The sequence below is a fragment of the Caulobacter sp. GW821-FHT10E02 genome (assembly GCF_059415225.1).
This window is the reverse complement of record NZ_JBWKMV010000001.1, coordinates 83,052-97,715: the sequence shown is the minus strand read 5'-3', so window position 1 is coordinate 97,715 and position 14,664 is coordinate 83,052. Positions and strand designations below refer to the sequence as shown.

The 14,664-nt window shown below is 67.5% G+C and carries 12 protein-coding genes and 2 pseudogenes; 1 reads left to right on the top strand and 13 read right to left on the bottom strand.

Features of this window, described 5'->3' with window-relative positions; translation table 11 throughout:
* Positions 1-29: 29 nt before the first annotated feature.
* From AC07NI_RS00500 to AC07NI_RS00445, 12 genes and pseudogenes are all read right to left on the bottom strand, one after another.
* The gene (locus AC07NI_RS00500; RefSeq protein ID WP_494614847.1) at positions 30-404 is read right to left on the bottom strand and encodes a Rieske (2Fe-2S) protein; all 375 of its coding nucleotides are present in this window, start codon (positions 402-404) and stop codon (positions 30-32) included.
* Positions 401-1,408, bottom strand: coding sequence for a fumarylacetoacetate hydrolase family protein (locus AC07NI_RS00495; protein WP_494614846.1), 1,008 nt, complete (start codon positions 1,406-1,408; stop codon positions 401-403). Before AC07NI_RS00495 ends, AC07NI_RS00500 begins: the two co-directional genes overlap by 4 nt.
* A 26-nt stretch (positions 1,409-1,434) precedes the next feature.
* A complete protein-coding gene (gene hmgA, locus AC07NI_RS00490) occupies positions 1,435-2,712 on the bottom strand; it encodes a homogentisate 1,2-dioxygenase (RefSeq protein ID WP_494614845.1) in 1,278 nt (425 codons plus the stop codon).
* Positions 2,713-2,873: 161 nt separating this feature from the next.
* Complete coding sequence (hppD, locus tag AC07NI_RS00485) at positions 2,874-3,947, bottom strand: 4-hydroxyphenylpyruvate dioxygenase (protein ID WP_494614844.1); 1,074 nt, start codon at positions 3,945-3,947, stop codon at positions 2,874-2,876.
* Complete coding sequence (locus AC07NI_RS00480; protein ID WP_494614843.1) at positions 3,944-5,131, bottom strand: amino acid aminotransferase; 1,188 nt, start codon at positions 5,129-5,131, stop codon at positions 3,944-3,946. The genes hppD and AC07NI_RS00480 overlap by 4 nt, the downstream gene beginning before the upstream one ends.
* A gap of 133 nt (positions 5,132-5,264) precedes the next feature.
* Entirely contained in the window at positions 5,265-5,732 is a 468-nt protein-coding gene (locus AC07NI_RS00475; RefSeq protein ID WP_494614842.1) for an Lrp/AsnC family transcriptional regulator, read from the bottom strand.
* Between the two features lie 65 nt (positions 5,733-5,797).
* Positions 5,798-7,657, bottom strand: a complete 1,860-nt coding sequence (locus AC07NI_RS00470) for a M61 family metallopeptidase (protein ID WP_494614841.1) — start codon at positions 7,655-7,657, stop codon at positions 5,798-5,800.
* 162 nt (positions 7,658-7,819) lie between these two features.
* Positions 7,820-9,361, bottom strand: coding sequence for a cell division protein FtsZ (ftsZ, locus tag AC07NI_RS00465; RefSeq protein ID WP_494614840.1), 1,542 nt, complete (start codon positions 9,359-9,361; stop codon positions 7,820-7,822).
* Positions 9,362-9,376: 15 nt separating this feature from the next.
* Positions 9,377-9,464: pseudogene (locus AC07NI_RS00460) on the bottom strand (hypothetical protein).
* A gap of 276 nt (positions 9,465-9,740) precedes the next feature.
* Complete coding sequence (gene ftsA, locus AC07NI_RS00455; protein WP_494614839.1) at positions 9,741-11,066, bottom strand: cell division protein FtsA; 1,326 nt, start codon at positions 11,064-11,066, stop codon at positions 9,741-9,743.
* Between the two features lie 33 nt (positions 11,067-11,099).
* A complete protein-coding gene (gene ftsQ, locus AC07NI_RS00450; RefSeq protein WP_494614838.1) occupies positions 11,100-12,008 on the bottom strand; it encodes a cell division protein FtsQ in 909 nt (302 codons plus the stop codon).
* Positions 11,977-12,945 carry a D-alanine--D-alanine ligase gene (locus AC07NI_RS00445; RefSeq protein WP_494614837.1) on the bottom strand — a complete coding sequence of 323 codons (969 nt, stop codon included), beginning with the start codon at positions 12,943-12,945 and terminating at the stop codon, positions 11,977-11,979. The genes ftsQ and AC07NI_RS00445 overlap by 32 nt, the downstream gene beginning before the upstream one ends.
* A gap of 48 nt (positions 12,946-12,993) precedes the next feature.
* On the opposite strand from AC07NI_RS00445, the pseudogene AC07NI_RS00440 reads away from it, so the two are divergent.
* Positions 12,994-13,144: pseudogene (locus AC07NI_RS00440) on the top strand (hypothetical protein).
* On the opposite strand, the gene AC07NI_RS00435 reads toward AC07NI_RS00440, so the two are convergent.
* Positions 13,134-14,591: a M20/M25/M40 family metallo-hydrolase gene (locus AC07NI_RS00435; protein ID WP_494614836.1), complete on the bottom strand. Its 1,458-nt coding sequence runs from the start codon at positions 14,589-14,591 to the stop codon at positions 13,134-13,136. The pseudogene AC07NI_RS00440 and the gene AC07NI_RS00435 sit on opposite strands and share 11 nt — an antisense overlap.
* Positions 14,592-14,664: the final 73 nt, after the last annotated feature.

The window sequence follows — 14,664 nt, the reverse complement described above, 5'->3', positions numbered from 1 at the left end:
AAGCAGGCCTGACCAAACAGGGTTAACCGTCAGGCCGTGACAATGCGCCCTTCCCGAGCCTCGACCGGCCAGGGCGAGAGCCTGGCGCCGACGCAGGGACCGCCGACGCAGGCCCCCTCCTCCACCGTGAACACCGCCCCGTGCCACGAGCACATGATCAGCTCGCCGTCGGGGGTCAGGTACTGGTCTAGCGCCTGGGCCAGCGGCAGGCCGGCGTGCGGGCAGCGGTCGACATAGCCGAACACCGCCTCGCCCTGGCGCACCACGAAGCCGTGGAAACGCGCCTCGCCGATCTGCAGCACGTAGTTCCGCGCCTTGCCGTCGGCGATCAGGTCCAGCGGGCCGAGATTGATCCCGGCGCGCGTTTCCCAGATCCGTCCGACGGTAGGCGCCTCGTCCGTCAAACCCGCTCGACCGTCTGCTCAATGGCGCCGAAGATCGTGTGGCCCTTGGCGTCCTTCATCTCGATGCGGATGGTGTCGTCGCCCAGCAGGAACGGCGTCTTGGCCGCGCCGTGCAGGATGGTTTCGACCGTGCGCAGCTCGGCCAAGCAGGAGTAGCCCAGACCGCCCTCGCTGATCGGCTTGCCGGGACCGCCGTCCTCGCCACGGTTCGACACGGTACCCGAGCCGACGATGGTGCCGGCGCACAGGCTGCGAGTCTTGGCGGCGTGGGCCACCAGGGTGCCGAAGTCGAAGGTCATGTCGACGCCGGCGTCGGCCTTGCCGAAGTCCTTGCCGTCCAGCTCGACCAGCAGCGCGCCGTGCAGCTTGCCGTCCTTCCACGCATCGCCCAGGGCCTCGGGCGACACCGCCACCGGCGAGAAGGCGCTGTGCGGCTTGGACTGCACGAAGCCGAAGCCCTTGCCCAGCTCGGCCGGGATCAGGTTACGCAGGGAGACGTCGTTGCACAGCATGACCAGGCGGATGGCGGCCAAGGCCTCCTCGCGGCTGGCGCCCTGCGGCACGTCATCAACAATCACGGCGACCTCGCCTTCCAGGTCACAGCCCCACGCGGCGTCGGCCAGCGGGATCGGATCGCGGGGCGCCAGGAAGCCGTCCGAGGCGCCCTGGTACATCAGCGGATCGGTCCAGAAGGTCTCGGGCATCTCGGCGCCGCGCGCCTGACGCACCAGCTGCACATGGTTCACATAGGCCGAGCCGTCGACCCACTGATAGGCGCGCGGCAGCGGGCTCAGGGCGTCGTGCTCGTGGAAGCGTTCCTGCGGCACCGCGCCGTGCTCGAGGCTGTCGGCCAGCCCCTGCAACATCGGCCCGCAGCGCTCCCAGTTGTCCAGCGCGGCCTGCAACGTCGGCGCGATGGTCCCGGCGTCGGTGAACCAGGCCAGGTCGTTGGAGACCACCACAAGCCGGCCGTCGCGGCCGCCCTTGAGAGACGCGAGCTTCATCAGCGCTTCCTCTTATTCTGTTCTGGTTACGGCAGACGCGCTTTGGGGAAGCCCGTCCAACACGCGTCATAGTCACCCTGAAGCGCGGAAGTCTCCAGAGCGAACTTTGTCGGCCGGATCACCCAGCGGCTTTCGAACATGAAGGCCATGGTCCCGTCGATCTTGTGCGGACCCAGTTCGGCCTCGGTCGCCTTCTTGTGGCTGGCCAGGTCGGGGCCATGATCGCTCATGCAGTTGTGCAGGCTCGAGCCACCCGGCGAGAACCCGCCCTCCTTGGCGTCATAGGCGCCGTGGACCAGGCCCATGAACTCGCTCATCACGTTGCGATGGAACCACGGCGGGCGGAACGTGTGCTCGGCCACCATCCAGCGCGGCGGGAAGATCACGAAGTCGCAATTGGCCGTCCCCGGCGTGTCGCTGGGCGAGGTCAGGACCGTGAAGATCGACGGATCGGGGTGGTCGAAGCTGACCGTGTTGATCGTGTTGAAGCGCGACAGGTCGTAGCGATACGGCGCGAGATTGCCGTGCCAGGCCACGACGTCCAGCGGGCTGTGATCCCACTCGGTGGCCCAGAGCGCGCCCTGGAATTTCTGGATGACCAGGGTCGGCGCATCGACGTCCTCGAACGCCGCCACCGGGGTCTCGAAGTCGCGCGGATTGGCCAGGCCGTTGGAGCCGATCGGCCCCAGGTCCGGCAGCTTGAACGCCGCGCCGTAGTTCTCGCAGACATAGCCACGCGAAGGGCCGTCCAGCTCGACGCGGAACCGCACGCCGCGCGGGATCACCGCGATGTGGCCGGGACCGGCCTTCAGCACGCCGAATTCGGTGACCAGAGTCAGCACGCCCTGCTGTGGCACGATCAGCAGCTCGCCGTCGGCGTCGTAGAACACGCGGTTCTGCATCGACATGTTGGCGAGATAGAGGTGGACGCCCATGCCGTTCAGGGTCGCGGCGTCGGCGTTGCCGGCGATCGTGACGAGGCCGTCGACGAAGTCGGTCGGCGCGGCCGGGATCTCCAGCGGGCTCCAGCGCAGGCGGTTGGGCGTCACCGGGCCATCGAAGCGCGAGACCAGCTTGTCCTGGGCGTAGGGCGCGTACGGCCCGTGCCCGGCGCTGGGTCGCAGGCGGTAGAGCCAGCTGCGTTTGTTCTCGTGACGCGGTGCGGTGAAGGCCGTGCCGGAGATCTGCTCGGCATAGAGCCGGAACGGAACCCGCTGCGGCGAGTTCTGGCCCACCGGCAACGCGCCGGCCACGGCCTCGGTGGCGAAGTGGGCGCCGAAGCCGGTTTGGTAGCGGAGGTCCATGTGCGTTCCCGTGACCTTGTGGCCATCATTATCTTGTCATCCCGGAAGCCTCGCAGAGGCTGTCCGGGACCCATGGGCCAATGGCAGTGCGGTTGCCCCTGGGTCCCGGCTCTACGCTACGCTTCGGCCGGGATGACAAGGAAGGGGTATTCGGAAGCGGCCTAAGCCTCGACAGTGATCACCCCACGGCGGATCTGGTCCAGCTCGATACTTTCGAACAGGGCCTGGAAGTTGCCGTTGCCGAAGCCCTGGTTGCCCTTGCGCTGGATGATCTCGAAGAAGATCGGGCCGAACAGGTTCTCGGTGAAGATCTGCAGCAGCAGGCCTTCGTCGCCGACATTGCCGTCCAGCAGGATGCGGTTCTTCTTCAGGCGCTCCAGGTCCTCGCCATGGCCCGGGACGCGCTTGTCGACCAGCTCGTAATAGGTCTCGATCGTGTCCTGCAGCTTGACGCCTCGAGCGCGCAGCTTCTCGACCGTGCCGTAGATGTCGTCCGTGGTCAGGGCCAGGTGCTGGATGCCCTCGCCGTTGTATTGGCGGATGAACTCCTCGATCTGGCTCTTGTCGTCCTGGCTTTCGTTCAGCGGGATGCGGATGGCCTTGTCGGGCGCGATCATCGCCTGGCTGAACAGGCCCGTGGCCTGGCCCTTGATGTCGAAGTACTTCTGCTCCTCGAAGCCGAACACCGAGTTGTAGAAGGTCGACCAGGTGCGCATCTGGCCTCGCTTGACGTTGTGGGTCAGGTGGTCGAGCAGGTCGAGGCCGACATTGTTCTTGGCCTCTTCCAGGGCCGCGCCCGGAACCTGTTCCCAGCTGTCATAGATGGTGCCGCCGTCGCCGTAGCGGTCGACGAGGTAGAGCAAGGACCCGCCGATGCCTTCCAGCACCTTGGCGTCCGAACCCAGCAGCGAACGCGAGGCGTCGGCGGCCTTGGCGCCGCGCGCCAGGGCGTCGGCATAGGCCTGCTCGACGTTCTCGACGCGGAAGGCCATGCCGTTGGCCGACGGGCCGTGGGCCTCGCGGAAGTCGGCGACCTGGCCGGCCGTCTCCTGGTTGACGATCAGGTTGATGCGGCCCTGCTTGTAGCGGGTCGCGGCCTTGGTCGGGTGCTTGCTGGCGGCGACGAAGCCCAGCTGCTCGATCAGGCCGATCATGGCCGCCGGATCGGGGCTGGTGAACTCGACGAACTCGAAGCCGTCGAGGCCCAGCGGGTTCTGTTCAGAAACGAGGGTCATGCCGGTTCTCCCTGCAGGCAGGCGTTGAGCGCCCGCGCGAACGTGTCGATGTTGTCAACGGTCAGGCCGGCCAGATTGATGCGGCCGGAACCCGCCATGTAGATCGCGTGGTCTTCGCGCAGTTGAGCGACCTGGGCCGGCGACAGCGGCAGCAGGGCGAACAGGCCGTGCTGACCGGCCAGCGGCGCCAGCAGCGGAACCGCCGCCGCCAGACGCTGGCGCAGGTCGGCCACGCGGGCGCGCATGGCTTCCAGTTCGGACTTCCAGAGCGTCGTGAGGGTCTCGCTCTCCAGGATAACACGAACCGTGGCGGCGCCGTGATCCGGCGGCATCGACCAGTTGGTGCGGGCCAGGGCGCGGATGTTGCTGGCGGCCAGGTCGAGCGTCGCGGCGTCGCGGGTCATCGTGTAGAGCGCGCCGACTCGCTCGCGGTAGAGACCGAAATTCTTGTCGCAGGAATAGGCCAGCAGGCCGTCCTCGGCGGCGGCCAGGACCATGCGCATGCCGGCAGCGTCTTCCTCAAGCCCGAGGCCCAGGCCCTGATAGGCCAGGTCGATCAGCGGGACGATCCCCTTGCGACCGACCAGCTCGGCGATCGCGGCCCATTGCTCCAGGCTGTAATCGGCGCCCGACGGGTTGTGGCAGCAGGCGTGCAGCAGCACCGCGTCGCCGGCCCGCGCGGTCTCCAGGCTGGCCATCATCTCGTCGAAGGGCAGCTTCTGGGCGCGCTGGTCGTAGTGGCGGAACGTGACCGTCTCGATGCCCAGCTGGTCCAGGATCTGGGTGTGGTTGGGCCAGGTCGCCGCGCCGATGAACATGCGGATGTCGGGCTTGGCGGCCTTCAGCAGCTCGCAGGCCAGGCGCACCGCGCCGGTGCCGCCCGGCGTCTGCACGCCGAACATCTCGTGGCCGACCGCGTCGCCGAAGACGATCGGCTTCAGGAGGTCCAGGAAGCCGATGTCGCCCTCGGGGCCGAGATACGACTTGGTCGCCTGGGTGTTCAGCAGGATCTGCTCGGCGGCCTTCACGGCTTCCAGCACCGGCGTCGCGCCGGCGTCGTCGCGGAACACGCCCACGCCCAGATCGATCTTCGCCGGACGCGGGTCGCGACGATAGAGGCCGATCAGCGACAGCAGGGAGTCCGGCGCCTGAGGCGTCAGGCCGGTGAACACGGAGGAGGTCATGACGGCTTTCCGGATGGTCGACGGAAAGCAGCTTATCGCGGGCCTGAAGTCAGAACGTGGCGATGATGACCATGATGGATGTCAATTCGGTCACATCATGCCAACGATTGGCATCGAACACGGCGCGATATGATCAGCCCAGATAGTCCAGCGGCAGGGCTGTGGAATCCTTGACCGTGTCCAGCACGAAGGCCGAGCGCACGTCCTTCACGGCCGGCATCTTCAGCAGGCGTTGCATCATCAGGTCGCCATAGGCGTCGAGGTCCGGCGCCACCACCCGCAGCAGATAGTCGTAGCTGCCGGTCATCACATAGCAGCCCACCACCTCGGGCTCGCGCAGCACCGCCTGCTTGAACGCCTCGGCCGCGCCCTCGGTGTGGTCGACCTGCACCTCGACATAGGCCAGCACGCCCAGCTGCGCCTTGCGCCGATCCAGCAGCGCGACGTAGCCGCTGATCAGCCCCGAGGCCTCCAGCTGCTTGACCCGCCGCAGGCACGGACTGGGCGACAGCCCGACCCGCTCGGCCAGGTCGACGTTCGAGATCTTGCCGTCCTCCTGCAGGATCTGCAGGATTTTCCGATCGGCGCGGGTGAGCTTCATCGTGACCGGTTCAGGCTAAGCGTTGGCAGGATATGCCAATACCTAGCCCGAAAAGCGGCAGCTCGCTACTTCGCCGCCGGCGTATCCTCGCCCAGCCAGGCCTTCCGGAACGCCAGCTGCGCGTCGGTCGGCTTCAGGTCGGCCTTTTCGTAGCGGACGACCTCGATTGTCGGGTCGGCGACGATCTTCAGCGGGGCTTCGCGGGTCTGGCCGCGCTGGATGAACTTCACCGTCGTGGCCTCGTCGGGTTTCAGGCGGTCGAGGGCGTCGGTCCAGTCGCCTTCGTTCGTGAATTCGAAGCGGCCGATGCTGACGATGCGGTCGCCGATCTCGACGCCGGCCGCGTAGAGCGGGCTGTTCGGCGCGGGCTGGGCGTCGAGGATCACGTCGGTTCCGCTGACCTTCACGCGAGACGCGCCCAGCCAGGCCTTCTTGGGCGACTTCGGGCGCAGCTTCAGGCCGGCCTGGTCCAGTAGCGGGCCAAAGTCCGGCAGCGCCGAACCCTCGATGCTGGCCTTGAAGAACCCATCGGCGAAGGCCTGGTCGCCCGTCGTCTGGGCTAGAGCCGCGCGGGCGTCGGCGGGCTTGTAGGCCTTCTCAGGGACGCCGTGGACGCGCCACATGCGCTTCATGAAGTCGTCCAGGCTGACCGGCTTCTCGCGCCCGCGCAGCTGCAGGTCCAGGGCCAAGCCGATCACCGCGCCATAGGGATAGTACGAGGTGAAGATGTTGCTGTTGACCGGGTCGAGGGCGGCGGCGGCGTCGACGAACGGCGCGCGCAGGCTCATCTCCTGCGGCGAGCCGTAGAGGCGGCCGGGGCCGTTGACGACGCCGTTCAGCGTGCCCGACAGGCCCGTGAGGAACTCGTCCACCGTCGACTGGCCCGCGCGGCGGATCAGCAGCGGGCCGTAGTACTGGGTGAAGCCTTCAGCGAGCCACAGCGACGGGGTCGGGTTGGCCTTGGTGAAGTCGAACGGCTCCAGCTCGGCCGGGCGGATGCGCTCGACGTTCCAGGCGTGGAAGAACTCGTGGCTGGCCGTGCCCAGCTGGCTGAAATTGCCCCGGAACAGCGAGCGCGGCTGGCTGATGAAGGTCGAGTTGCGGTGCTCCATGCCGTCGCCGGTGATCTGCGGCATGTAGTCGGCGATGAAGGTGTATTCGCCGTGATCGAACTTCGGCAGCTCGCCGAACACCTTGATGTGCTGGGGCACGATGGCCTTCAGCTTCTCGACGAACTTGTCGGCGTCCTCGTCGGTGCCGGGGTTATGCAGCGCCAGGCGGAAGGTGTAGGAGGTGCGGCCGCTGTCGGTCACCTGCCACTCGCGCACCGTCAGGGCGCTGATCTCGGTCGGGCTGTCCATGAAGTACTGCAGGTTCGGGGCCCAGTAGGCGTCGGCCTGACCGGCGACGGCCGGCAGCTGGGTGGCGATCTTCCAGCTGGGGTCGGCGCGCTTGAAGGTCACGCGGATCGGCTTGGCGTCATAGCCCTCGGCCCACAGGAAGGTGGCCGGCATGTTCAGGTGCGCGTGGGTGGTGTCGACCTGCGAATAGGTGCCGTCGCCGCGGTCGGCATACAGCGTGTAGGTGACCTTCACCGTCCCGTCGTGCCCGGCCACGGTCCAGCCGTAGGGCTCGCTGCGCTCGACCTTCAGCGGCTTGCCGGCGCCGTCGACGGCGCTGACCTGGTAGACGTTCTTGGCGAACTCATGGATCGCGTAGCGGCCCGGCGACGAGCGCGACATCCGCACCTTCAGCGGGCCTTTCGGCACGCCGCGATAGGTGGCGACGATCTGGGCCTCGTGGTGGCGGGCGTTGTCGAACGAGACCTCGTACTGGGTCGGCGCGTTGGCGCCCGGGTCTTGAGCGGCCGCTGCTCCAGTCGCGACGAAGGCCAGGCCCGCCAGGCCGAACAGAACTTTCCGCATGCACACTCCCCCGCCGCGCCCCTCGCGGTCGAAGGCGGCACTCTGGCTCAGGCGGAACGGGAGTCGCAAGGCGAAGCCCGCAAAGCAAAACGCCCCGGGTTTCCCCGGGGCGTTTCGTAATCACTTAGGTCGTTTGGAAGGATCCCGCTTGGGGTCTTCCTTTCAATTGGCCAGGCGACGCAGGAACGAGGGGATTTCGAGGTCCTCGCCGTCGTCGGTCTGCGGCGCTTCGATCGGCTGCAGCTGCGGACGGGCGCTCTGGGTCGAGCGGGCCTGCGGCTGCGGAGCCGCCGAAGCCTGCTGCTCGTAGCGCTGGCGACCACCGCCGAACATCGAGAAGAAGCCACCGCCCTGTTTCTGGGGGCGACGCTCTTCGTAATAGTTGTTCTCCGGGAACAGCGGCTCTTCGGCGGCGACGTCATCGACCATCGGGTCGACGATGCGCGTCACCGTCCGGGCCGCAGGCGCGGAAATACGCGGTTCTTCAGCTACACTGGGCTCGTCGTAGTAGAGCTCGGCTTCCGGCTCGGGCGCCGACATGACGATCTCGGGCTCCGGAGCCGACATCGGCTCGGGCGCGAAGGCCGACGACGGACGCTCGACGGGGCGAGCGGCTTCGTAGCGGGCGGTCGGACGGGCCGGTTCCGGCTGCGGAGCCGGGGCGCGCGTGGTGTCGGCGATCAGCGGCTGGGTCGTGGTGTTGCGGGTGACCGGCTTCGGCTCGATCTGGGCGATCGAGGCGCCGTCCATGCCGGTGGCGACCACCGACACGCGGATCACGCCTTCCAGCGACGGATCGAAGGCCGCGCCGAAGATGATGTTGGCTTCCGGATCGACCTGATCCGAGATCGCGTTGGCGGCCTCGTCGACTTCCAGCAGGGTCATGTCCATGCCGCCCGTCACGTTGACGAGCACGGCCTTGGCGCCCTTCAGCGAGACTTCGTCCAGCAGCGGGTTGGCGATGGCGTTCTGAGCGGCCATCAGGGCGCGGTCTTCGCCAGCGCCTTCGCCGGTGCCCATCATCGCCTTGCCCATCTCGGTCATGACCGTGCGGACGTCGGCGAAGTCGAGGTTGATCAGGCCCGGCAGGACCATCAGGTCGGTGATCGAACGGACGCCCGAGTGCAGGACCTGGTCGGCCATGCCGAAGGCTTCGGCGAAGGTCGTGCGTTCGTTGGCGACGCGGAACAGGTTCTGGTTCGGGATGACGATCAGGGTGTCGACGTAGCGCTGCAGCTCCTGGATGCCGCTATCGGCCAGGCGCATGCGGTGACGACCTTCGAAGTGGAAGGGCTTGGTCACGACGCCGACGGTCAGGATGCCGCGCTCACGAGCGCACTTGGCGATGATCGGGGCCGCGCCGGTGCCGGTGCCGCCGCCCATGCCGGCGGTGATGAAGACCATGTGGGCGCCGTCGAGGTGCTCACCGATCTCCGGGAACGACTCTTCGGCGGCGCTCATGCCGACTTCGGGATGGGCGCCAGCGCCCAGGCCCTGCGTGATCTGCACGCCGAGCTGGATGCGACGATCCGTTTTGGCGAACTGGAGTTGTTGCGCGTCGGTGTTGGCCACCACGAACTCAACACCTTCGAGGCCCGCCTCGATCATGTTGTTCACGGCGTTGCCGCCAGCGCCGCCGACACCGAACACCACGATACGCGGCTTCAGTTCAGTCGTACGCGGCGCAGAAAGAGAAATAGCCATGGGACCCTCGCGTCCTTAACGCCGAAATCGTCGAATGTAGACCTCGGCGACACCCAATCGCCCAGGATTGCCTCGACGATCGTGTTAACAGAACAACCACCATCGTTAATCGGCAGTTAACTGCATAATCTGAGTCGTGGTTCGGTCGAGCGCGGCCGTGGGATAAATTGTGGTCTATCAACAGAATCTCCAAGGGAACCAAGGGTTCCAACGGGGATTCACAGACGCGTGCGACCGAACGACGCTAAGCGCGAATTCTGGCGAATATAGGCTGACTCGGACAGCAAAAAGGCCCGACCGAGTGTCTCGGTCGAGCCTTCAAGGTTAAGCAGTACGGTTAATCACGCTTAAAACTTAGAAGCTTGGCGACTGGCCCAAGCTAGAGGTTGTCGCGCAGCCACGCGGCGGCCTTGGCCATCGGCGAAGCATTGGGATCGAGCGGACGCTTGCGGACCGGACCACCGGCCAGGGCCTTCGACGAAACGGCTTCGCGCGGCCCGAAGGCGGTGCGGTGCAGGGTGCCGGCGGCGGCGCAGAAGGCCGGACCCGAGGCGGCGTCGGCCAGGTGCGGCACCCGGCGCGGACGGCCCAGGCGGACCGGACGGTCGAACACGCGCACGGCGACTTCGCGGACGCCGGCCAGCTGGCTGGCGCCGCCCGTCAGGACGATGCCCGCGCCCGGCTCGACCGGCGCGCCCGAGGCCTTCAGGCGCTCGCGCAGCAGTTCCAGGGTCTCTTCGACGCGCGGCTGGATGATGCCCTTGAGCAAGGACCGAGGCGCGATCACCGGACCGGCGCCCGGGTCGTCGCCGCGCGGCGGGGCTTCGATCATCTCGCGGTCCTCGTTGGCCGAGGCGATCGCCGAACCGTGCAGGGTCTTGATGCGCTCGGCGCCGACCACCGAGGTCTGCAGGCCGCGGGCGATGTCTTGCGTGACGTGCCCGCCGCCGACAGCCAGGCTGTCGACGTGGCAGAGCGCGCCGTTGTTGAACACGGCCACCGAGGTCGAGCCGCCGCCCATGTCGATGCAGACGGCGCCCAGGTCCATCTCGTCCTCTTCAAGCGCGGCAAGCGCAGAAGCGAACGGCGCGGCGACCACGCCCTCGAAGGACAGGTGGGCGCGTTCGACGCAGTGGGCCAGGGTGTGGAAGATGTTTTCGTTGACCGAGACGACCAGCAGCTCGAGACCCAGCGAACGGCCGAACATGGCGCGCGGGTCGCGGATGCCGCGCTGGCCGTCGACCGACCAGGCGATCGGCAGCAGGTGGATCGGCTTGCGGCCGGGAATGCGGACCTGAGCCAGGGCCGAGGTGATGGCGCGCGACAGGTCGCCATCGCCGATCGGGCGGGCACCGAGCGAGACCTGGGTGTGGACGCGGTTGCTGGCCAGCTGGCCGCCGGCCGTGCAGACCGACACGCCCTGGACGTTGACGCCGGCCACGGTCTCGGCGCGCTCGACCGCCTGGGCGATCGCTTGCGCGGCCTCGTCCAGATTGACGATCGCGCCGCCGCGCACGCCGCGCGACTGGACGTAGCCGACACCGGCCGTCGTCAGGGTGCGGTTGTCGCGGTGGATCCCGTCGGCCTTCATGATGAAGCACGTGACCTTGGACGCGCCCAGGTCGACGGCCGCGATGGCGGGCTGGCGCACGAGCGTGGCCTTCAGGCCCTCGCGAGCTTGCTTCCGTTCCTCCAATCGCGACATCGCTATCGTCACCTCAGCACATCATTTCGTCGTCTACGCCCCGTCGGCCGCCGGTACTCCGGGGAGCACGGCGTCGCGGGGTCTGACAGCCACCATTTCGGGGTCGCGCAGATCGATCCGCGCAAAACCCATGTCGAGGATTCGCTGTCGTTGGTCGAGCTGATCCAATTGAATCAGCGCGGATTCTTCGTCAATGGCCGGCAGCTGGATCAGCGAACCGTCCTTCAGTCTCAAGTCCCATCGGCGGTCGTCGACGCGCACCAGCGCTTCGAGACGATCCCGCAGACGCGGCCGCGAGGCCACGGCCGGCAGGATCAGGCCGGCCGCCTGGTCGGCGCCCTGCCCCACCACCAGCGGCAGCGCGGGGAAGCGGGCCGGATCGGCCTCGCTGATCACCCGGCCTTCGCCGTCGATCACCTTCATGCGGCCCTGGTTCTGCCAGACGGCGAGAGCCGGGCGTTCCTCCACCGCGATCAGCACGGTGTCGGGCAGCATGCGCACGACCTTGGCGTCCTTGACCCAGCCGACGCCCTGCACCCGAGTACGGACGTCGTTCAGGTCCATGCCCAGCGTCGGCTGGTTCAGGTAGAGGCCCGAGGCCGCCAGAATATCGCCTTGCGCGGTCGCCGAGGCGCCGCGGATGTGAACCGTCTTCAACTTGAAGCCCGCCGAAGCGAACGAGTTGTCGACGCCATGGACCATGGACACGCCGATGCGCTCGGCGCGATGGCCGGTCGCCAGCATGATCACAAGACCGAGACCCAAGGCCGCGCCCGCTACGCTGAGGGCTACCGTGGGCGACAAACCCACGCCCTTGGCGGCGTGCAACTTCGCGGCCGGCTGCGCCCCCCGGGGCGCCGGCTTGCCTTTGCTCGGACTTGCGGGCGCTTCGGCCCGGGGTCGCCTAGGCTTAGGCGGTCCCCCCCGCACTACAGCGGGCATAAGCGTCCTCCACGATCCACAAAACTAGTTGGTCAAAAGGGATCCCGACGTGATCGGCCTGCTCGGGAGCGAGCGAGGTCGGCGTCATGCCGGGCTGCGTGTTGACCTCTAGAAGGACCAGAATGTCGTTAATGTCGTCATAACGGAAGTCGGACCGGGTCACCCCTTGGCAACCAAGAGCGGTATGGGCCAGCTCGGCCATCCGCATCGCTCTATCCCTTACGCCATCAGGGATTGGGGCCGGCAGGACATGGATTGAACCGCCTTCGGAGTACTTGGCTTCGTAGTCGTAGAAACCTGTGGATGCACGGATATCCGTTACCGCCAGCGCCCTGGGACCTTTTGACTCACCCATGACCGCGACGGCCAATTCCAACCCCCGGATGTAGGGCTCAACCATCACTTCCTCGCCGAAAGTCCACGAAGGAGAGGCAAGTTCTTCCGGCGGACGGTTCGCGCCCTCGAACACCAGGAACACCCCGACCGACGATCCCTCGGCATTGGGCTTAACGACATAGGGGGGCTGCAACACATGGTCGCGCGCGACATCGTGTCGGTTGTAGAGGCCGCCGCCGGGGACGATCACGCCGGCGGCCGCCAGCACGGCCTTGGCCTTGGCCTTGTCCATGGCCAGCGCCGAGGGCAGGACGCCCGAGTGGGTGTAGGGCAGCTTCAGCGTTTCCAGCACGCCCTGGACGCAACCGTCCTCGCCCCACTCGCCGTGCAGGGCGTTGAAGACCATGTCGGGCTTGGTGGCGGTCAGGACCTGGGCGATGTCGATGCCCGGGTCGATCCGCGAGACCTTGGCCCCCAGCCGCTCCAGCGCATCGGCGCAGGCTGCCCCAGAGACCAGGCTGACCTTGCGTTCCGACGAAGGGCCGCCGAGCAGGACGGCGATATGGCGGCCGGCCAAAGGGGCGGAATGCGGCTGGGTCATGGAGACTCTCAGAGGGCTGGAATGTTCAGCCACTCCTAGTCAGCGGCGATGACGCTGCCAACTCTCCAGCCCAACAAAGCTTGTCATCCCGGCCGCAGCGAAGCGGAGAGCCGGGACCCAGGGGCCAATGCAGTGCGGCTGCCCCTGGGTCCCGGACAGCGCTGCGCGCTTCCGGGATGACACGATAGTTAGTGGCTAGCCGGCCCGCCCGCCGCCTTGATCGCGCGGAAGTCGATGCCCGTCTCGGCCACCAGGTAGATCAGGCTGGCCCAGGCGGCGACGTTCTGCGCCAGTTCGTCCGGACGCACCTTGTTCAGGGTGTCGTCGGCGGTGTGGTGGTAGTCGAAGTAGCGGGTGGCGTCCTGCTCCAGCTCGACCGACGGCACGCCGGCTTCTTCCAGGCCCTCGATGTCGGCGCCGCCGTGGGTGGCGGGGGTGCGGCTGACATAGATCTTCAGTGGAGCCAGAACGTTGGCGGCCGTGGTGGCGAACGGATGGCTCTGGGCGCCGGTCGGCAGCTTCAGCGCATAGACCCGGTCGGCGCCGGTGTCGCTCTCGCCGGCCAGGACGATCTTGGGCACTTCATCCTTGTGGGCGGCGATATAGGCTTCCGACGAACCGCCGCTCTCTTCCGAGCCGAACATCACCACGCGGATGGTGCGCTTGGGATGCTTGGGCAGGTCGCCGATCAGCTTGGCCGCGGCCGTGGTGATGGCCACGCCCGTGGCGTCGTCCAGGGCGCCGGTGCCGACGTCCCAGCTATCCAGGTGGCCGCCGATGACGATCACTTCGTCCGGCTTCTCCGAACCCTTGATCTCGCCCGAGATGTTCCAGGCCACGTCGTTGGCGTCGGTGGTCGAGGCCAGCTTCAGCTTGATGCGCAGGGTCTTGCCCGACTTGGCCAGGCGCTCCAGCTGCTCGGCTTCGGGCACGCCCATGGCGGCGGACGGGATCGAGGCCACGCCGTCGCCGAAGGCGGTGACGCCGGTGTGCGGCACGGTCGAGTCCGAGGTCGAGACCGAGCGGATCAGCAGGGCCACCGCGCCGCGCTTGGCGGCTTCGGTCGGGCCCGAGCGGCGCGAGATGCCGGCCACGCCATAGCCCGAGCCGTCCTGGGCCTTGACCATCGGTTGGGTGATGACGGCGATCTTGCCCTTCAGCGCGCCCTCGGGGGCGGCCATCATCTCGGCATAGGTGCGGAACAGGGCGACGTCGGCTTCGATGCCCTCGGCCGGGGTCGGCACGGTGCGGCCCAGGCCCACGATGCCCAGCTTCATCGGATAGGGACCGACCAGCTCGGCGCTCTCTTCACCGCGCGTCCACGACGGCTTGGCGAACTGCTCGACCTTCACGTCGGTGAAGCCCAGGGCCTTCAGCTTGGCCACGCCCCAATCCTTGGCGCGCTCCATGGCCGGCGAGCCGACGAGGCGCGGGCCGATGCTGGTGGTCAGGTCCTCGGTGATGTCCCATGCGGTGCGGTCCAGCAGGGCCTTGTCGCGCAGGGCTTCAGCCGTGGCGACGGGCGACAGCGCGGGCGCGGCGGCCGGCGCGACGGTCTTGGCGCCCTTCGCGGGCTTGGTCTCGGCATGGGCGGCGCCCGAAAGCAGGGCGAGCGTGGCGGTGGCGGCCAGTAAGCGACGATACATGAGCAAGGATTCTCCCCAATGGCGCGGGAGTCATAGCACCGCTCCACGTCAGGGGGAGTCAGCATAACGCTGA

What these genes read in the sequence shown, in the direction of transcription:
- AC07NI_RS00480 (WP_494614843.1), bottom strand. Translation starts at nt 5,131, where the DNA reads ATGACCTCCTCCGTGTTCACCGGCCTGACGCCTCAGGCGCCGGACTCC.
- AC07NI_RS00445 (WP_494614837.1), bottom strand. Translation starts at nt 12,945, where the DNA reads ATGACCCAGCCGCATTCCGCCCCTTTGGCCGGCCGCCATATCGCCGTC.
- AC07NI_RS00435 (WP_494614836.1), bottom strand. Translation starts at nt 14,591, where the DNA reads ATGTATCGTCGCTTACTGGCCGCCACCGCCACGCTCGCCCTGCTTTCG.
- AC07NI_RS00475 (WP_494614842.1), bottom strand. Translation starts at nt 5,732, where the DNA reads ATGAAGCTCACCCGCGCCGATCGGAAAATCCTGCAGATCCTGCAGGAG.
- ftsA (WP_494614839.1), bottom strand. Translation starts at nt 11,066, where the DNA reads ATGTCGCGATTGGAGGAACGGAAGCAAGCTCGCGAGGGCCTGAAGGCC.
- ftsZ (WP_494614840.1), bottom strand. Translation starts at nt 9,361, where the DNA reads ATGGCTATTTCTCTTTCTGCGCCGCGTACGACTGAACTGAAGCCGCGT.
- hmgA (WP_494614845.1), bottom strand. Translation starts at nt 2,712, where the DNA reads ATGGACCTCCGCTACCAAACCGGCTTCGGCGCCCACTTCGCCACCGAG.
- AC07NI_RS00495 (WP_494614846.1), bottom strand. Translation starts at nt 1,408, where the DNA reads ATGAAGCTCGCGTCTCTCAAGGGCGGCCGCGACGGCCGGCTTGTGGTG.
- hppD (WP_494614844.1), bottom strand. Translation starts at nt 3,947, where the DNA reads ATGACCCTCGTTTCTGAACAGAACCCGCTGGGCCTCGACGGCTTCGAG.
- ftsQ (WP_494614838.1), bottom strand. Translation starts at nt 12,008, where the DNA reads ATGCCCGCTGTAGTGCGGGGGGGACCGCCTAAGCCTAGGCGACCCCGG.
- AC07NI_RS00470 (WP_494614841.1), bottom strand. Translation starts at nt 7,657, where the DNA reads ATGCGGAAAGTTCTGTTCGGCCTGGCGGGCCTGGCCTTCGTCGCGACT.